The sequence below is a fragment of the Enterococcus bulliens genome, from assembly GCF_053761865.1.
The window spans coordinates 1-19,128 of sequence record NZ_JBSMXK010000007.1; the positions used below are offsets into that span (position 1 = coordinate 1).

Genomic DNA, 19,128 nt, shown 5'->3' on the forward strand with positions numbered 1-19,128 from the left:
ACTCCTTTCGTTTGTTTATTTTGTGGTGATTTAATCATACAGGAAGCGAGTATGTTTTTTAATACCTAAAATGACAAATGGACTGATGAATTGAATTCAATTCATCAGTCCATTAAATTATAGAGCCGAAATTATCGGGCGTGATTCGGCTTATTTTCGTAGGCGGTGCTTCTAAAATACCATGTTTTCGATAGTGAAAGAGGTGTGACAATGTCCTGTCACACCTCTTTTTTCAGATATTTAAAACTTTGTTTAAAAAGTCTTTGGTACGTGGATTGGTTGGATGATTAAAAATTTGATCTGGTGTGCCATCTTCTAAAAAGTTTCCACCATCGATAAACATAACACGGTTGGCGACTTCTTTAGCAAATCCCATTTCGTGGGTAACGATCACCATCGTCATCCCTTGTTTGGCTAGTTTTTTCATAACGTTCAACACATCGCCAACCATTTCAGGATCTAGCGCGGATGTCGGCTCATCAAAGAGCATGATATCAGGATTCATTGCCAATGCGCGAGCAATGGCGACCCGTTGTTTTTGCCCACCAGATAGGTTATCCGGATAAGCGTCTTTTTTATCGGCTAATCCAACTGTTTCAAGTAGTTTAACAGCTTTTTTTTCTGCTTCGGCTTTACTTAATTTTTTAAGGTCTGTTGGTGCGAGAATGATGTTTTCCATAATCGATAGATGTGGGAAAAGGTTGAAGTGTTGAAACACCATCCCGATATGTTGACGGACCATATTGATATCTGTGTTTTTATCCATTAGATGGGCGCCATCGACGATGATGTCTCCGCTAGAAGGCTCTTCTAGGCGGTTTAGACAACGTAAAAAGGTCGATTTACCTGAACCGGAAGGGCCGATAATGCAGACGACTTCGCCTTCTTTGATCGAGACATTGATATCGTTTAAAACAGTATTGTCTCCGTATTGTTTGACTAAATGTTCTACTAATATTTTTTCTGCCATCTTAATTCACCTTCTTTTCTAAAACTTTCGCTAAACGAGTTAATGCTGTGATCACGATCAAGTAGATCATTGCGATAATAAAGTAGACAGACGTACTTTGGAGTGTGCTTGCTACAATGATTTTTCCAGTTTGTAACAACTCGACCACACCGATAGCGGAAATGATAGTTGTATCTTTTAAGGTAATGACGAATTGGTTAACAAACGAAGGCACCATGATGCGTACCGCTTGCGGTAAAATGATTTTTTGCATCGTTCGGTTGTAAGATAATCCTAGACTACGTGATGCTTCCATCTGTCCTTTTGGTACAGCGTTGATTCCACCACGAACGATTTCAGCGATATAAGCACTGGCGTTTAGCGTCAAGGTAATGACCCCGGCAACAAAGTCTGGAATGGTAATGCCTATCGCTCCTGATAAACCAAAGAAGATAAAGAATGCCAATACCATCATTGGAATACCGCGAATAATATCCACGTAGATTGACGCGACGATGCGTAGTGCTTTGATTGGTGCGACACTCATCAAGCCAAAGATGACGCCGACTAAAATCGCGAGCGCAAAGGAAATCAAGGCAAGAAGCATTGTTTTGCCTAAACCGGCAAGCAATTGTTTATAGTTGTTTTTTAAGATTCTCCATAAAGAAGAGTTATCTTTAGTCGATTCTTGTTTGACTGGTTCGCCATCTGCGATATACGTTGCGATAATCTTGTCATATTCACCTGATTGTTTCATTTGTGCTAAAGCTTCGTTGAACATTTCAAGTAATTCTTGGTTTTGTCCTTTTTTCACAGCGAAGGCATATTCACCGCCACTTTCACGTGCAATCGGTGTAGCAAGTTCTTGACCTTGAGAGATGGCATAGCCGATTACTGGATAGTCGTCCATGATGGCGTCGACTGCGCCGACTTTGACTGCTTCGTATAATTGATCTGCTGCATCATAACTTTTGATCGTGTAGCCATATTTATCTTTATTGGCTTCTAAAAAGTCCGCACTTTCGGTCCCGACTTTTACCCCGACCTTTTTGCCTTTTAAGTCTTCATAAGAGTTGATGTTTTTATTGCCTTTTTTGACTGCGATTTGGATACCGCTTTGGAAATAAGGAGTGGAAAAGTCGAATTCTTTTTTTCGTTCGTCTGTCACAGTCATACCGGCGATCATGCCGTCAGCTTGTTGCCCTTGTAAGGCTTGAACTGCTGCTGAGAAGCCGATGAAGTTAAAGTCGATCGTGAAACCTTGTAATTCTGCCGCTTTTTTCATCAAATCGACATCGATTCCCACATATTCATTGTCTTCGTTTTTGAATTCAAATGGGGCAAAAGCAGAGTCGCTTGCAATAATGTATTTCTCTTTTAGCGGTGTGATTTTTTTCATTTCTGTTTGTGATGTTATCGTTTCGCTATTTGTTTTGATATACGTTTGAACGATTTCGTCATATTGGCCTGATTCTTTTAATTTTTTAAGACCGGCGTTGAATTTTTGGATCAGTTCGGCATTTTCGCCTTTTTTGACTGCAAAACCGTAAGCATTTCCTTTTTCAGCTGTCCCAATGAGTTGCAAAGGTTCTCCCTTGTTGATGGCGTACCCTAAAACAGGATAATCATCGAAAATTGCTTGCACCGTTCCATTTTTGATGGCACCGTATACGCCAGTAGCATCGTCATAAGTTTTGATCGTATAGCCATATTTATCCTTGTTTGCTTCTAAAAATGTTGCACTTTCAGTTCCAACTTTAGCACCGACAACTTTTCCTTTTAAGTCTTTATAGGATTTGATTGAGTTATCGCCAGTTTTGACAGCCATTTGGATGCCGCTATCAAAATAAGGATCAGAAAAGTCAAAACTTTTTTTCCGCTCATCTGTAATACTCATTCCTGCGATCATACCATCTAGTTGTCCAGATTGGACTCCTTGGATCGATGAATCAAATCCCAGTGGACGCAAATTGATGGCGAATCCTTGATCTTTGGCGATCGCATTTAACAAATCAATATCGATCCCTACATAATTTTGATTGTCATCTTGAAATTCAAACGGAGCAAATGTGATGTCAGTTCCGATTTGATAAGTCGTTTCTTCTGCTTTTACGCTACGTGCCGTAAACAACCCTAACGTCGCCACGATGGAAAGTAGTGATAAATAAAAAAGCTTTCGTTTCATGTAATGATTTCCTCCATTTCTTCTCATAAAAACTTAGTCGATTCTATTTGAATTGACGATTAGCAAGAGTATAACAAGAAAAAAGAAAAAAATAAACTGAATGCTTACATGAAATGTAAGGAAAACTTACATAAAAAGTTTAAGAAATAAGCTTCCATCCTTATGAAACAAGTCACAAGAATAGCGAAAATATGTTCGCTATGATAAAATATAAGAACGAAAACGAACAATTGAAATGAGGATTGAGGATGATTGAACGAAACAATTCGATTCCTTTTGATCTAGTTTCTGCGTATCAACCGGCCGGTGATCAACCGGAGGCCATCCGCCAACTAGTCGAAGGAGTTCAAAAGAAAGAAAAAGCACAAATACTACTAGGAGCAACGGGAACGGGGAAAACCTACACGATCTCAAATGTGATCCAACAGGTCAATAAACCGACTTTGATCATTGCGCACAATAAAACATTAGCTGGTCAATTATATGGCGAGTTTAAAGAATTTTTCCCCAATAACGCAGTAGAATATTTTGTGAGTTATTATGATTATTATCAGCCAGAAGCTTACGTTCCTTCAAGCGACACATATATCGAAAAGGACTCAAGTGTCAATGATGAAATCGATAAATTACGTCATTCGGCAACGAGTTCGCTTTTAGAGCGCAATGACGTGGTAGTGGTGGCTTCAGTTTCTTGTATTTTTGGTTTAGGTTCTCCTATGGAATATCAAAAGCAAGTTGTCTCGATTCGCGAAGGAATGGAGATTTCACGCGAAGAAGTGTTACGTCGTCTGATTGATATCCAATTTGAACGCAATGATATTGATTTTCAGCGGGGACGATTTCGCGTGAGAGGTGATGTCATCGAAGTCTTTCCAGCTTCACGCGATGAACGTGCGTTGCGGATTGAATTTTTTGGCGATGAAGTCGATCGAATTCGTGAAGTCGATGCCTTGACAGGTGAAGTCCACAACGATATAGAGCATGTCTCGATTTTTCCGGCAACTCACTTTTTGACCGATGAGAATCATATGGAAAGCGCGATTGCGTCCATTCAAGCCGAACTTGAATGGCGTTTAAAGATTTTACGAGAAAATGAACAGTTACTAGAAGCACAACGTTTAGAGCAACGCACTAATTATGATATCGAGATGCTACGTGAAATGGGGTATACTTCAGGAATCGAGAATTATTCGCGACATATGGATGGACGTAAAGAAGGAGAACCACCTTATACGTTGATTGATTTTTTCCCTGAAGATTTTTTGATGGTGATCGATGAATCACACGTTACGATGCCGCAAATTAGAGGCATGTACAATGGAGACCGCGCGCGTAAGCAAATGTTAGTAGACTATGGATTTCGTTTGCCATCAGCTTTAGATAATCGTCCTTTACGATTGGAAGAATTTGAAGCGCATGTCAATCAAATCATCTATGTTTCTGCCACTCCAGGACCATATGAATACGAGCAAACAGATCACGTCGTACAACAGATCATCCGACCAACTGGACTCTTGGATCCAATCATCGATGTGCGTCCTATCATGGGGCAAATCGATGATCTAGTAGGAGAAATCAACGAGCGTGCAGAAAAAGACGAGCGTGTCTTCATTACGACGTTGACGAAAAAAATGGCAGAAGATTTGACAGATTATTTCAAAGAACTTGGTATCAAAGTGAAGTACTTGCATAGTGATATCAAAACACTTGAGCGAACTGAAATCATTCGTGACTTACGCTTAGGCGTATTTGATGTATTGATTGGAATCAACTTACTACGAGAAGGGATCGATGTGCCAGAAGTTTCTCTAGTTGCGATCTTAGATGCCGATAAAGAAGGATTCTTACGTAGCGAACGCTCATTGATTCAAACGATTGGGCGCGCGGCACGAAATTCCAATGGGAAAGTGATCATGTATGCAGATAAAATGACCGATTCCATGAATAAAGCGATCGAAGAAACGGCTAGAAGACGTTCGATCCAAGAGGCGTATAATGAAAAACATGGAATCACACCGATTACCATCAAAAAAGAGATCCGTGATCTGATCCGCATCTCTAAGGTCGCAGAAACTGCAGAAGCTTATGACGTGCAGTCGATTACCGAACTCTCAAAAGAGGAAAAAGAACAATTACTATTGAAGTTAGAAAAAGAAATGCGCGATGCGGCTAAAGCATTAGATTTTGAAACAGCTGCTACACTACGCGATACCATTTTAGAATTAAAAGCAGAATAATATAGGGGGCTTCTTTGTGGCAAATGATAAAATAGTGATTCATGGTGCACGAGCACATAATCTAAAAAATATTGATGTGACCATTCCGCGTGACAAGATGGTTGTAGTGACCGGACTTTCTGGTTCTGGAAAAAGCTCGCTTGCCTTTGATACGCTTTATGCAGAAGGACAACGTCGTTACGTTGAAAGCCTTTCTGCTTATGCACGGCAATTTTTAGGACAAATGGATAAACCAGACGTCGACAGTATCGATGGCTTGAGCCCAGCGATCTCGATCGATCAAAAGACTACAAGTAAAAATCCGCGTTCAACCGTTGGTACAGTCACTGAAATCAATGACTATCTAAGATTGCTTTATGCACGTGTAGGTCATCCGATTTGTCCAAACGATCATGTAGAGATTACCAGTCAATCAGTAGAGCAGATGGTCGATCAAGTATTGGCGCTACCTGAGCGTACAAAAATCCAATTATTAGCACCTGTTGTACATGAAAAAAAAGGGCAACACAAAAAAGTATTTGAGATGATCCAACGAGAAGGTTACGTTCGCGTACGGGTAAATGGAGAAACCTATGACATCACAGAAGTTCCGGAATTACCTAAAACGAAAAAACATTCGATTGCAATCGTTGTCGATCGTATCGTGATCAAAGACGGAATTCGTTCACGTTTATTTGATTCATTTGAAGCGGCGTTACGTTTAGCAGATGGCTATGCGGTTGTTGATGTGAACGGCGAAGAAGAGTTATTGTTTAGTGAACATTATTCTTGTCCTTATTGTGGTTTTACAGTCGGTGAATTGGAACCGCGTTTATTTTCATTCAATGCACCATTTGGGGCTTGTTCTGAATGTGATGGGTTAGGGATGAAATTAGAAGTCGATTTAGATTTAGTCGTACCTGATACAACCAAAACGTTGCGTGAAGGCGCTCTGGTGCCTTGGAATCCAATCAGTTCACAATATTATCCGCAATTGTTGGAACAAGCGTGCTATGCTTTTTCAATCGATATGGATACGCCTTTTGAACAATTAAGTCAACAAGAACAAAACATCATTTTGTATGGTTCTGGTGAAGAAGCGTTCCATTTCCATTACGAAAATGATTTTGGTGGTGTCCGTGATGTCGATATCGCGTTTGAAGGTGTGATGAGCAATATCAAACGACGTTATCACGAAACCAATAGTGATTTTACGCGAGAACAGATGAAATTGTATATGACAGAATTGCCTTGTAACGTCTGCCATGGTTATCGTTTGAACCGTCAGGCGTTATCCGTTAAAGTCGGAGGGGAACATATCGGTCAAGTGAGTGAAAAGGCGATCACCGAAGCGTTACATTTTGTTGATCAGCTGATCTTGTCTGAAAAAGAACAAACGATTGCACAAACGATCGTAAAAGAAATCAATGATCGGTTAAGCTTTTTACGTAATGTAGGACTTGATTATTTAACGTTAAGCCGTGCAGCCGGAACGCTTTCTGGAGGCGAAGCACAACGGATCCGCTTGGCTACACAAATTGGATCAAATCTATCTGGTGTATTGTATATTTTAGATGAGCCTTCGATTGGATTGCATCAGCGTGATAACGATCGTTTATTAGATTCGCTTCGAAAAATGCGCGATCTTGGAAATACACTAATTATAGTAGAACACGACGAAGACACGATGCGCGCTGCGGATTATTTGATCGATGTAGGTCCAGGAGCTGGTGCTGCTGGTGGTCAAATCGTCGCACAAGGAACACCAAAACAAGTGGAAAAAAATAAAGCATCGCTTACTGGACAATATCTATCTGGCAAACGAAAAATCCCAGTACCTGAGACGAGAAGACAAGGAAATGGTCAGGCGATCGAAGTACTTGGGGCTTCAGAAAATAACTTAAAAAATATTGATGTAGCTTTTCCCCTAGGTGAATTCGTTGCGGTCACAGGTGTTTCTGGTTCAGGAAAATCGACTTTGGTCAATGAGATCTTGAAAAAAGCCTTAGCGCAAAAAATCAATCGAAACAACGCAAAACCTGGAAAATATCGCTCGATCACAGGATATGAAGCTATTGAGAAAATCATTGATATCGATCAAAGTCCAATCGGTCGTACACCACGAAGTAACCCTGCGACCTACACGAGTGTTTTTGATGATATCCGTGATCTGTTTGCAAAAACCAATGAAGCAAAGGTTCGGGGATATAAAAAAGGGCGCTTTAGTTTTAACGTCAAAGGCGGCCGTTGTGAAGCTTGTCGTGGAGATGGAATTATTAAAATTGAAATGCATTTCTTACCCGATGTCTATGTACCGTGTGAAGTATGCCATGGGAAACGGTACAATTCGGAAACACTTGAAGTTCACTATAAAGGAAAAAATATTGCCGATATCTTGGATATGACGGTTGAAGATGCGGTCGAATTTTTCCAATCGATTCCAAAGATCAATCGGAAACTGCAAACGATCGTAGATGTCGGTCTAGGATATATCACATTAGGTCAACCTGCTACCACATTATCTGGTGGTGAAGCACAACGGATGAAGCTTGCAAGTGAGTTACACAAGATATCAAATGGAAAAAGTTTTTACATTTTAGATGAGCCCACAACTGGACTACATTCAGAAGATATTGCCCGTTTGTTAAAGGTTTTGGATCGCTTAGTTGAAAAAGGCAATACGGTGTTAGTGATTGAACACAATCTTGATGTGATCAAGTCTGCGGATCATTTGATCGACCTTGGACCAGAAGGCGGTGCCGGTGGGGGCACGATTCTAGCGACTGGGACACCTGAGGCACTCGCACAAGTAGAAGAAAGTTATACCGGAAAGTATTTGAAGACAGTATTGTCTTAAAAAAAAGTAAAGGCGAAACTCGTCTTTACTTTTTTTTCGATAAAATGTAGTCATGATACGCCCGGGATGATATAATTGTTTAGATTATGAGAAAAAGAGGGGGTAATACTATGGTAGATAATTTAGAATTAGTTATTATTACAGGGATGAGCGGAGCTGGAAAAACGGTGGCTGTTCAAAGTTTCGAGGACATGGGCTATTTTTGTATTGATAATATGCCGCCATCATTGATTCCAAAATTTTGGGAATTGATTAAAGAATCTGGCAAAATCTTAAAAATCGCATTGGTCGTCGATATGCGTTCACGCTCGTTCTTTGAAGAGATCCAAAGTATGTTGATTGAAATCGAGAATACCAATTTCATCAATACACGTATTTTATTTTTAGAAGCGTTAGATGCCGAATTGGTTTCTCGATATAAAGAAACCCGTAGAGCCCACCCATTGGCAATGGATGGTTTGGTAACAGAAGGCATCAAGAAAGAACGTCACTTATTAGAAGAATTTAAAGCGCAAGCATCGGTTGTTGTCGATACAACAGAATTGACTCCACGTCAATTAAGAGAGCGAATCAATGCCGAGTTTCGGACGAGTGATACCACACCGGGATTTCGTATCGAGATGTTGTCATTTGGATTTAAGTATGGATTGCCAATCGATGCAGATATCGTGATGGACGTGCGTTTTCTACCAAATCCACATTATATCCAAGAATTGCGTCCATTAACGGGACTTGATCAACCGGTTTACGACTACGTGATGTCTTTTGATGAAACGGAAGCTTTTTACCAACAGTTTAGTCAATTGCTACTTAGCGTGATGCCAGGTTATATCAAAGAAGGCAAAAGCAGTCTAACGATTGCGATCGGATGCACGGGTGGACAACACCGTTCAGTGGCATTGACAAAACGAATCGGAGACTTGTTGAAGCAAGAGTATCTCGTACACACCACACATCGAGATAAAGATAAACGTAAAGAAACGGTCAATCGTTCATGAGCTTAAAGACTTACCGTATCCATAAACCAAAAGTGGTGGTGTTAGGTGGCGGAACGGGATTGCCGGTGATCTTAAAAAGCTTACGCAATCAAGGAGTAGACATTACAGCAGTCGTGACGGTCGCAGATGATGGAGGGAGTAGTGGGGTGATTCGTGATTCGATCACAATGGCCCCGCCAGGAGATTTACGGAATGTATTGGTCTCGCTATCGGATATGCCAAGACTTTATGAGGATATTTTTCAGTATCGTTTTAAATCAGAAGATCATTTTTTAGCCAATCATGCGTTAGGAAATTTGATTATTGCGGCTATTTCTGAAATGCGTGGGAGTACATATGAGGCGGTACAATTATTATCTAAAATGATGCATGTCGACGGTCGCGTCTTTCCATCTTCTGATGAACCTTTGATTTTACATGCAGTGTTTAAAGATGGAACGACGGCTGTAGGAGAATCGAATATTGCCAAACAGCGAAAAACGATTGATCGTGTTTTTGTGCAAAATCAACACAATCAAAGCGAGCCAAAAGCGGCACGTAAAGTGATTTCTTCAATTTTAGAGGCAGATATGGTGGTATTAGGGCCGGGTAGTTTATTTACCAGTATTTTACCAAATCTAATGATTGCTGAAATCGGCCAAGCGTTATTAGAAACAAAAGCAGAAACAGTCTATATTTGTAACATTATGACGCAAAAAGGCGAAACCGAGTATTTTAGCGATGCCGATCATGTGCGCGTCTTGCATGAGCACTTGCGTCAACCTTTTATCGATACCGTCTTGGTCAATATTGAAAAAGTACCAGAAAATTATATGGACAATGAGCGTTACGATGAGTATTTAGTTCAAGTAGAACATGACTTTTTAGCTTTACGTGATGAAGGTTGTCGAGTAGTATCTACTGACTTTCTTGAATTACGTGATGGTGGAGTGTTTCACGATGGCGAAAAAGTTGTACAAGAATTATTGCGCTTAGTGTATGAACGAAAACGAAGACATTAAGGGCTAGTGTAGAAAGAAGGTGATCTGGATGTCTTTTGCAGCCGAGGTCAAAAAAGAATTAACGGGTCTTGAAGTGCATCGCGAGCATGCTAAAGCAGAACTTGCGGCGTTGATTCGGATGAATGGTTCTCTAAGTTTAGCCAACCATCAATTCATCTTAAATGTCCAAACAGAAAATGCGGCGATCGCTAGACGAATCTATTCGTTATTAAAAGATCATTATGATGTAAAAAGTGAGTTACTTGTACGTCGTAAAATGAAATTGAAAAAGAACAATGTGTATATCGTACGTCTAAAACAAGATACTCAACGGATTTTAACAGATTTAGACATTATGGATGGCATGATGTTTCACACGCATGTATCCGATGAGATCATGGGAAATAGTCAAAAAATGCGTTCGTATCTAAGAGGAGCATTTATGGCATCAGGCTCTGTGAACAATCCGGAAACGAGTCGATATCACTTAGAGATTTATTCACTTTATGAAGAACATAATCAAGATATTTGCGAAATGTTGAATTTTTTTCAGTTGAATGCACGCACGCTTGAACGCCGTAATGGCTATATTTCTTATCTTAAAGGTGCCGAACAAATCGCCGATTTTTTTGTGGTGATCGGGGCTACCAATTCGATGCTGAAATTTGAAGATGTACGGATTGTAAGAGATATGCGCAATTCGGTGAATCGTTTAGTCAATTGTGAAACGGCCAATATGAATAAAACAATCGACGCAGCATCAAAACAATTGCAAAATATTTCGTTTATCGAGGATACGGTCGGACTCAGTGCATTGCCGGAAAAATTACAAGAAATTGCAGAATTACGTTTAGAAAATCCTGAAGTTAGTTTGAAAGAATTAGGAGAAATGATTCCATCAGGAGCGATTTCTAAGTCGGGAATCAATCATCGGATTCGCAAAATCAATGAATTCGCTGAACGATTGCGCGAAGCAAAATAAAAAACCAAAAGCCTAGGTTAGTTCAACACTTCGGCTTTTGGTTTTTTTATTTAGCGTTCGACTAATGAAACTAAATCTTCATGGGTGATACTTTCATCAAAGATTTGATCCGCAAATAAAATCGTTGGAACAAATTTGATATTCGCGGCTTCGCTCTCAGCTGTGATCTCTTTGGCATACTCTTCATGATTATGACGTGTTAGGCCTAGTTTTTCTTCAGCAAACGTTGCGACTTCTTCTAGAGATAGATCGCCCCATTGATCTTGTGTGTCAAAAATTTTCGCGATCTCCATCAATGCTGTTTTCGCATCATTTGTTGTCACGTATTGATGCATCACATTTCCACGTTGTAAGGATTCTTTTTGTCGATCCGTCAGTTTGATCAGACGAGACAATTGATTGGCTTTTACCGCTTCATTTAAATAGTGCTCCGATTCTTGGAACCACTTTTTACAATAAGGGCAACGTAGATTCACAAACTCGATCATCACGCGTTCGTTGTCTCCGATTTTAATTCCATGTGTAGTGTTTGTTGCCTCAGGTTTAATAACAGAAATATCCATTCTCATATCCTCCTTTAATGACTATCACTATTGTACCTAATTTTTACCAAAATGCCCACTAATCAAGCAGTTTGATTTTTTGTGAAAAAGATAACTTTCATCTTTATAATTTTTTCACAATCTATTATACTAAAGAAGAAAATCAAGTAGAGGAGTGTCAGTATGAGAGAATATCGTGTAATGGATGGGAATGAAGCGGCAGCGTATGTGTCGTATGCCTTTACTGAAGTTGCTGCCGTTTATCCCATTACTCCAAGTTCACCAATGGCTGAATTGGTCGAACAATGGGCCGCGCAACAAAAGAAAAATATGTTTCACGAACCGGTGACGATCGTGGATATGCAATCTGAAGCAGGAGCAGCAGGGGCTGTACATGGTGCCTTAAAAACAGGAGCTTTAACAACCACGTATACCGCGTCGCAAGGATTATTATTGATGTTACCTAATATGTATAAAATCGCTGGAGAGTTGTTGCCAAGTGTGATTCACGTAGCGAGTCGAGCATTGACGACTAATGCATTGAGTATTTTTGGGGATCATTCTGATGTGATGGCCGTGCGCCAAAGTGGCTATGCCATGCTAGCGTCTAGTTCCGTTCAAGAAGCAATGGACCTTGCAGCGATTGCTCATCTAGCAACGATTACCAGCCGAATTCCTTTTGTGCATTTTTTCGATGGTTTTCGAACGAGTCATGAGATGCAAAAAATCGAAGTGCTACCTTATGCGCAGTTGGAAAAATGGCTCGACAAAGAACAGCTTAAAGCGTTTAAAGACGAAGCGATGAATCCGAATCATCCCACAGTAAGTGGCGCCAATCAAAATCCAGATGTTCATTTTCAGCAACGTGAAGCGTTAAACCAACCTTATCAAGACGTGATTGCTACAGTTAAAGAATATTTTTCTAAGTTAAATACTTTTCGTCAAACTGATTATGATGTGGCAAACTACTATGGTTATCCTAAAGCAACGCAAGTGATCATCGCCATGGGATCAATCACGGAAACGATTCGTCAAACTGTCGAATATCTACAGATGAAAGGTCGGAAAGTGGGCGTGGTATGTATACGGCTATATCGTCCTTTTCCAGTAGCAGATCTATTAGAAGTGATGCCAAAGACTGTTGAAAAGATTGCTGTGCTCGATCGTAGTAAAGAAGCGACTGCTCCTGGAGAATCTTTACTGCTAGATGTAAAAAGTACTTTTTATGGTCAGGAAAATGCGCCCATTATTATTGGCGCGCGTTACGGTCTAGGCGCAAAAGATACACGACCAGAAGATATCAACGCTTTATTTGATGAGTTGGAAAAAGAGCAACCGCAAAAAGAAGTCACTTTAGGCATTGTAGACGACGTGACACACCTTTCGTTGAAAGTAGGAGCGACACTTGATCTCACACCAAGTACGATCAAGCAAGCAAAATTTTGGGGATTTGGTTCAGATGGAACAGTCAGTGCAAGTAAATCAGCGATCAAAATCATTGGCGAACAGACAACGCAAAACGTTCAAGGCTATTTTTACTATGATTCAAAAAAATCAGGTGGATTGACGATTTCGCATCTACGTTATGGAAACGATACGATCCATTCAGAATATTTGATCACAAAAGCGGACTACGTTGCTTGTCATACGCCTGCTTACGTTCATCGTTATTCTTTATTAGAAGATTTGAAAACACAAGGTATTTTTGTCTTAAATACACCATGGACGGCAGAGCAACTGATGCGGGCACTGCCAACTGCATTAAAACGTGATTTGGCACGAAAACAGATACAGTTTTATACGATCAACGCTATGGAACTTGCGCAACGCTATGGTCTAGGTCGACATATCAATAAAATTATGGAAACGGTCTTCTTTTATTTAATGAATCCATGTCCCTTTACACAAGCAATGGAAGCGATGAAAGCTGAAATCAAACAAAAATACCGACATAAAACTGAACAAGTCGTTGAAAACAATTTAGCGATTTTAGCAGAAGTCGTCAATAGTTTAAAAAAAGTCGCTGTGCCTAAAGAATGGGCAACATTGGAAGTCGACTCACATAAAAAGACAGCGACAGACGACTATATGGAAAACGTGGCAAATCCAGTGCTGGCACAAAAAGGAGACTGCTTGCCTGTCTCGGCTTTTTCACCATCAACACGGCAAACCGGTCAGATGCCACTGGGGACTGCTGCGTATGAAAAACGAGGGATCGCTTTAGAAGTTCCAGAGTGGTTTAGTGAACGTTGTACGATGTGTAATGAATGCGCTTTTGTCTGTCCACATGCAGCGATCCGCCCATTTTTATTAGACGAAGAAGAGGAACAAGCAGCTCCAGAAGGATTTATTACACGCAAGTTTCGAGGTAAGGATGGACTATGGTATCGAATCCAAGTTTCAGTAGAAGATTGCACAGGATGTGGACTTTGCGTTGAGGCTTGTCCAGCAAAAGGCAAAGCGTTAGCAATGGTCCCTTATGAAACGAAAAAGCAAGAAGCGATTCATTGGGCGTTTGCGATGACATTGAAACAAAAAGAAAATCCCGTAAAAGTATCAAGTGTCATGGGATCACAATTCGAAAAACCACTACTAGAATTTTCAGGTGCTTGTGCTGGTTGTGGTGAAACGCCTTATGTCAAATTGTTGACCCAATTATTTGGCGATCGGATGCTTGTGGCCAATGCGACAGGTTGTTCTTCAATTTGGGGCGCTTCTTTTCCTACGACACCTTATACGACAACTGCGTCAGGCCAAGGACCGGCGTGGTCGAATTCATTATTAGAAGACAATGCTGAATTTGGCTATGGTATGCATATTGGCATAACAACTAGACGCCAAGCACTAGCGCGTCAGATCCATCTACTTGCAAAAAAAGCTCGCAATGTGTTTGAAAAAGAAACAGTACAATTGATGAAAGAGTTTATTGATCATTTAGCAGAAAGTGACGGAACCAAGCAACGCGCTGCAAAATTAAGACAAGCTTTGTACCATGAAACAGCTTTTGAAGTAGAGCGACAAGCCATATTAGCACAAGAAGATCTATTTGTGAAACCGAGTCAGTGGATCATCGGTGGTGACGGTTGGGCCTATGATATTGGCTATAGTGGATTGGATCATGTCATTGCAAGCGGTGCGGATGTCAATTTACTTGTGTTAGACAATGAAGTCTATTCAAATACAGGAGGACAAGTCTCAAAAGCCACCCCGAAACATGCTGTTGCAAAATTCGTATCAAACGGAAAAGCACAACGCAAAAAAGACTTAGGAAGAATCGCGATGACATATGAATCGGTCTATGTGGCTCAAATTTCATTTGCAGCTAGTCCGATACAGACGATCAAAGCGATTGAAGAAGCTGAAAAATTCCCTGGACCATCGATTTTAATCGCCTATACGCCGTGTATCGCGCATGGATTGATCGGTGGTATGCGACAAAGTCTAACCGAAGCCAAATTAGCTGTTGAAAGCGGCTATTGGCCACTGTATCGGTATCACCCAGAAACGAAACGATTTACTTTAGATACGAAACGGCCTAAATTCGAACGCTTAGAAGACTTTTTAACGTTACAATTGCGATTTAAACAGACGCAAAAAACCAAAACATTGACCCCGATGGTAAACGAATTGACCGAGCAAGTGACACAACGCTTTAGCTATTATGAAGGATTGACTGGTAAACGAAATCATGAAGAAAAGTCAACTGAAGTCGATGAAGCGACCCAACGTCGTTTGGCCAGACGAGCTGCGCGAAAGCAGCACGAGTAAAAGAGGGTGTAGTCAATAAGCTACTTCTAAAAAAATCGCATATTTGATTTTTAAGAGTGTGACAATTTTCTGTCACACTTCTTTTTTACGGATGCAAAAAGTTTTTAAAAAATTTCGGAAAAAGTCATGATTTTGTTCAATTTTAAAAAACGCTTATGTTATACTAAAAGTTGAAAAGTCTGAGAGCAAAGGAAGGCTTCATATATGTCAATTAACTTATCGAATTTTTTTAATTTGGAACACTGGAAACAGTTTGTTTCCGTTGATTTTTTATCTTGGGATTTTGCCATTAATTTACTAGATATTCTAGTGGTTTGGTTTATTTTATATAAATTGATTCAATTGGTTCGCGGAACGAAAGCGATCCAATTATTAAAAGGGGTTGCGGTCTTTATCGCAACACGTTTTGTAGCAGAGCTGATTGGGCTACATACACTTTCATGGCTGATGGATCAAGTCATCACGTATGGTGTGATCGCCGCTATCGTCATTTTTCAACCAGAGATTCGCCGTGGGTTAGAGCATTTAGGCCGGACTTCGTTTTTTAATTCGACAAAATCAAATAAACGTCAAGATGAGCAAATGATTTTAGCGTTTGATAAAGCGATCCAATATATGTCAAAACGAAAAATCGGAGCATTAGTGACGATCGAACGTAATACCGGATTAGAAGAATATATCGAAACCGGGATTCCTGTTGATGCAGATATCAGTGGAGAATTGTTGATCAATATCTTTATCCCCAATACACCACTACACGATGGTGCTGTGATTATCCGCGATGGTAAAATCAGTGTCTGTTGTGCATATTTGCCTTTATCTGAGAGCTTGTTGATTCCAAAAGAGTTTGGAACACGGCACCGTGCAGCAGTGGGTGTCTCTGAGGTGAGCGATGCGGTAACGTTTATCGTATCTGAAGAAACTGGGGATGTGAGCATTACCATGAACAACCAATTATTACCTGGTCTGACTCGCGAAGAATATTTAGCGATCTTACGTCGTGAATTGATTCCAAATGAAGAAAAAACTGTTAAAAAACCTTTTTATAAGGTCTTCATCGATGAGATGAATCGCTTGAGTAAAAAGGGGGATAAATAATGTTAAAAACGAAGCGGCGCAAAAATATTTTTTATGCAGTGATTTCGTTATTGTTTACCTTAGTGTTATTTTTTAATGCAAATGGATCGACATTACAAGGAAATATCATTCCCACACCAACAAGTTATGAGGAAACGTTAAAAGAAATTGCGATCCAACCACAATATGACTCTAATAAATATTTTATTCAAGGATTTACACCAACCGTAACGGTCAAATTAAAAAGTGATAATCGGGTCCAATTGAATACGGAACTGAATACCGAAACGCGTAATTTTAGAGTGATCGCAGACCTTGATGGACTGGAGCCTGGAACACATGAAGTCGCACTCAAGGTCGAAAACTTAAGTAGTGGCGTCAGTGCAACACTTGAAACCAAAACGATCACTGTCACAATCGAGAAAAAAGTCACCAAAACATTTGATGTCAAAACAGATTTATCGCAAGCAAATTTGCAAGATGGCTATGAATTAGGTAAAATAGCAATCGAACCGAGTACAGTGTCGGTAACGACGGGCGAAGAAACAGTAAAAGAAATCGACCAAGTGCTTGTATCTGCTAATTCAATCGTCAATGCGACCAAAGATATCAATGCAAAATTAGCTGTAGCAGCGGTAGATGCGAATGGTCAAAAGTTACCGGTCGTGATTTCACCAGAACAAGTGACCGTAAGCGCAACAGTCACACTGCCTTCTAAGCAAGTGCCGATCACGGTCGTGCCAACGGGAGAGATGGCTACAAGTCTATCATCGATCGATTATGAGTTAAATGAATACAATGTGACGGTAAGTGGTGAACAAGCAGCACTTGATCAAGTCACTCAAGTTTCGGTATCGGTCGATATCGACAATGTAGTCAAACAAACTCAAGTCACGACACCAGTCGATGTACCAGAAGGAGTCGAAGTATCACCAAATGAAGTGACAGTAACGATCAAACCTGTACAAAAGCCAACAACAAGTACCACCTCGTCTAGTCGTGCGCAAACATCGGCTGCTTCTAGCAGTTCAACAAGCACTAATGAAACGACAGCAAGTACGACTAGCGAAACAGAAACTAGTACGTCAGTGTCTGAAGAAGTCGTTACTAGCGAAACCACAAATTGAGTTTTTTGAATAAGAGAGGATATAGGACATTATGGGAAAATATTTTGGAACCGACGGAGTTAGAGGAGAAGCTAATACTGAACTTACACCAGAATTAGCCTTTAAATTAGGCCGTTGTGGCGGATATGTATTAAGCCAACATGAAAGTGCTGACCGCACACCACGTGTATTAGTAGGGCGAGATACACGAATTTCTGGTCAAATGTTAGAAAATGCCTTAATCGCAGGCTTGCTTTCAGTGGGGATCGAAGTCTTTCAACTAGGGGTGATTTCAACACCAGGTGTCGCATACTTAACACGCTTGCAAAAAGCGAGCGCAGGTGTGATGATTTCAGCATCACATAACCCTGCACAAGATAATGGGATCAAATTTTTTGGAAGTGACGGTTTTAAATTAGTTGACGACCAAGAAGCAGAAATCGAAGCATTATTGGATGCACCAGAAGATACACTACCTCGTCCTTCATCAACTGGGTTAGGCACGGTAGAAGAATATCCTGAAGGACTAATGAAGTATTCACAATTTTTAGTTCAAACGATTCCAAGTGATCTTTCAGGTTTGACGGTTTGTATCGACGCGGCAAATGGTGCGACAGCATCAAGTGTCAATCGTTTATTTGCCGATTTAGAGACAGATTTTTATACGATGGGAACGTCACCAGATGGGTTAAACATCAATGATGGTGTAGGCTCAACCCATCCTGAAAGATTAGCTGCGATGGTTGTTGAAAAACAAGCCGATGCTGGTCTGGCATTTGATGGTGATGGTGATCGCGTAATCGCGGTAGATGAATTAGGGAACATTATCGATGGCGATAAAATTATGTATATCTGCGCAAAATATCTTGCGGAAAAGAAACGTCTAAAACACGATACGATCGTGACGACAGTCATGAGTAATCTCGGGTTTCATAAAGCGGTAGAACAAATCGGTCTAAAAGATGTGATCACTCAAGTTGGGGATCGCTATGTCGTAGAAGAGATGCGCAAAAATGACTACAATTTTGGTGGAGAACAGTCTGGACATATGATTTTCCTAGATTTTAATACAACTGGTGATGGGATGTTGTCTGGTATCCAATTGTTAAATGTCATGAAGGAAACTGGAAAGACGTTATCTGAGTTAGCAGCAGAAGTTGAGATCTATCCTCAACAATTAGTCAATATCCGTGTATCGAATAAATATGGTGCAATGGACGTTCCAAAAATCAAAGCTGTAATCGAAGAAGCGGAACAAGAGATGAATGGAGAAGGTCGGATTTTAGTTCGTCCTTCTGGAACAGAACCGTTGTTACGCGTGATGGCAGAAGCGCCAACCGATGAAAAAGTTACGTACTATGTTGAAAAAATCGCGGCAGTCGTACGTGAAGAAATCGGTTTAGATTAACCTTAAAAAAGCTGTGAAGAGAACCACTTCTCTCGCAGCTTTTTTGACTAATGGAGGGTA

General features: G+C 40.4%; 12 protein-coding genes. 9 read left to right on the plus strand and 3 right to left on the minus strand.

Annotated elements, in window-relative coordinates:
• Nucleotides 1-232 precede the first annotated feature (232 nt).
• Together ACWOEC_RS04970 and ACWOEC_RS04975 are read right to left on the minus strand one after the other, a co-directional pair.
• Nucleotides 233-970: an amino acid ABC transporter ATP-binding protein gene (locus tag ACWOEC_RS04970; protein WP_297077269.1), complete on the minus strand. Its 738-nt coding sequence runs from the start codon at nt 968-970 to the stop codon at nt 233-235.
• 1 nt (nt 971) lies between these two features.
• Complete coding sequence (locus ACWOEC_RS04975; protein WP_455306447.1) at nt 972-3,134, minus strand: amino acid ABC transporter substrate-binding protein/permease; 2,163 nt, start codon at nt 3,132-3,134, stop codon at nt 972-974.
• Between the two features lie 248 nt (nt 3,135-3,382).
• On the opposite strand from ACWOEC_RS04975, the gene uvrB reads away from it, so the two are divergent.
• The 5 genes from uvrB to whiA all read left to right on the plus strand — a co-directional run bounded on the left by uvrB (nt 3,383) and on the right by whiA (nt 11,167).
• Nucleotides 3,383-5,371, plus strand: coding sequence for an excinuclease ABC subunit UvrB (gene uvrB, locus ACWOEC_RS04980; RefSeq protein WP_455306449.1), 1,989 nt, complete (start codon nt 3,383-3,385; stop codon nt 5,369-5,371).
• Nucleotides 5,372-5,387: 16 nt separating this feature from the next.
• A complete protein-coding gene (gene uvrA, locus ACWOEC_RS04985; protein ID WP_455306451.1) occupies nt 5,388-8,207 on the plus strand; it encodes an excinuclease ABC subunit UvrA in 2,820 nt (939 codons plus the stop codon).
• A gap of 110 nt (nt 8,208-8,317) precedes the next feature.
• Entirely contained in the window at nt 8,318-9,205 is an 888-nt protein-coding gene (rapZ, locus tag ACWOEC_RS04990; protein ID WP_455306453.1) for an RNase adapter RapZ, read from the plus strand.
• The gene (locus ACWOEC_RS04995; protein ID WP_455306455.1) at nt 9,202-10,206 is read left to right on the plus strand and encodes a gluconeogenesis factor YvcK family protein; all 1,005 of its coding nucleotides are present in this window, start codon (nt 9,202-9,204) and stop codon (nt 10,204-10,206) included. The genes rapZ and ACWOEC_RS04995 overlap by 4 nt, the downstream gene beginning before the upstream one ends.
• A 28-nt stretch (nt 10,207-10,234) precedes the next feature.
• Nucleotides 10,235-11,167 (plus strand): DNA-binding protein WhiA, encoded by a 933-nt coding sequence (gene whiA / locus ACWOEC_RS05000; protein ID WP_455306457.1) that lies wholly within the window; start codon nt 10,235-10,237, stop codon nt 11,165-11,167.
• Nucleotides 11,168-11,217: 50 nt separating this feature from the next.
• On the opposite strand, the gene ACWOEC_RS05005 is transcribed toward whiA, so the two are convergent.
• Nucleotides 11,218-11,730, minus strand: a complete 513-nt coding sequence (locus ACWOEC_RS05005) for a thioredoxin domain-containing protein (RefSeq protein ID WP_297077282.1) — start codon at nt 11,728-11,730, stop codon at nt 11,218-11,220.
• Nucleotides 11,731-11,892: 162 nt separating this feature from the next.
• Here ACWOEC_RS05005 and nifJ point away from each other — a divergent pair, with 162 nt between their 5' ends.
• From nifJ to glmM, 4 genes are all read left to right on the plus strand, one after another.
• Nucleotides 11,893-15,477 (plus strand): pyruvate:ferredoxin (flavodoxin) oxidoreductase, encoded by a 3,585-nt coding sequence (gene nifJ / locus ACWOEC_RS05010; RefSeq protein WP_455306459.1) that lies wholly within the window; start codon nt 11,893-11,895, stop codon nt 15,475-15,477.
• Nucleotides 15,478-15,681: 204 nt separating this feature from the next.
• On the plus strand, nt 15,682-16,575 hold the full coding sequence (gene cdaA / locus ACWOEC_RS05015; protein WP_455306461.1) for a diadenylate cyclase CdaA: 894 nt from the start codon (nt 15,682-15,684) through the stop codon (nt 16,573-16,575).
• Nucleotides 16,575-17,681: a CdaR family protein gene (locus ACWOEC_RS05020; protein ID WP_455306463.1), complete on the plus strand. Its 1,107-nt coding sequence runs from the start codon at nt 16,575-16,577 to the stop codon at nt 17,679-17,681. The genes cdaA and ACWOEC_RS05020 overlap by 1 nt, the downstream gene beginning before the upstream one ends.
• A gap of 31 nt (nt 17,682-17,712) precedes the next feature.
• Entirely contained in the window at nt 17,713-19,068 is a 1,356-nt protein-coding gene (gene glmM / locus ACWOEC_RS05025; RefSeq protein WP_455306465.1) for a phosphoglucosamine mutase, read from the plus strand.
• Nucleotides 19,069-19,128: the final 60 nt, after the last annotated feature.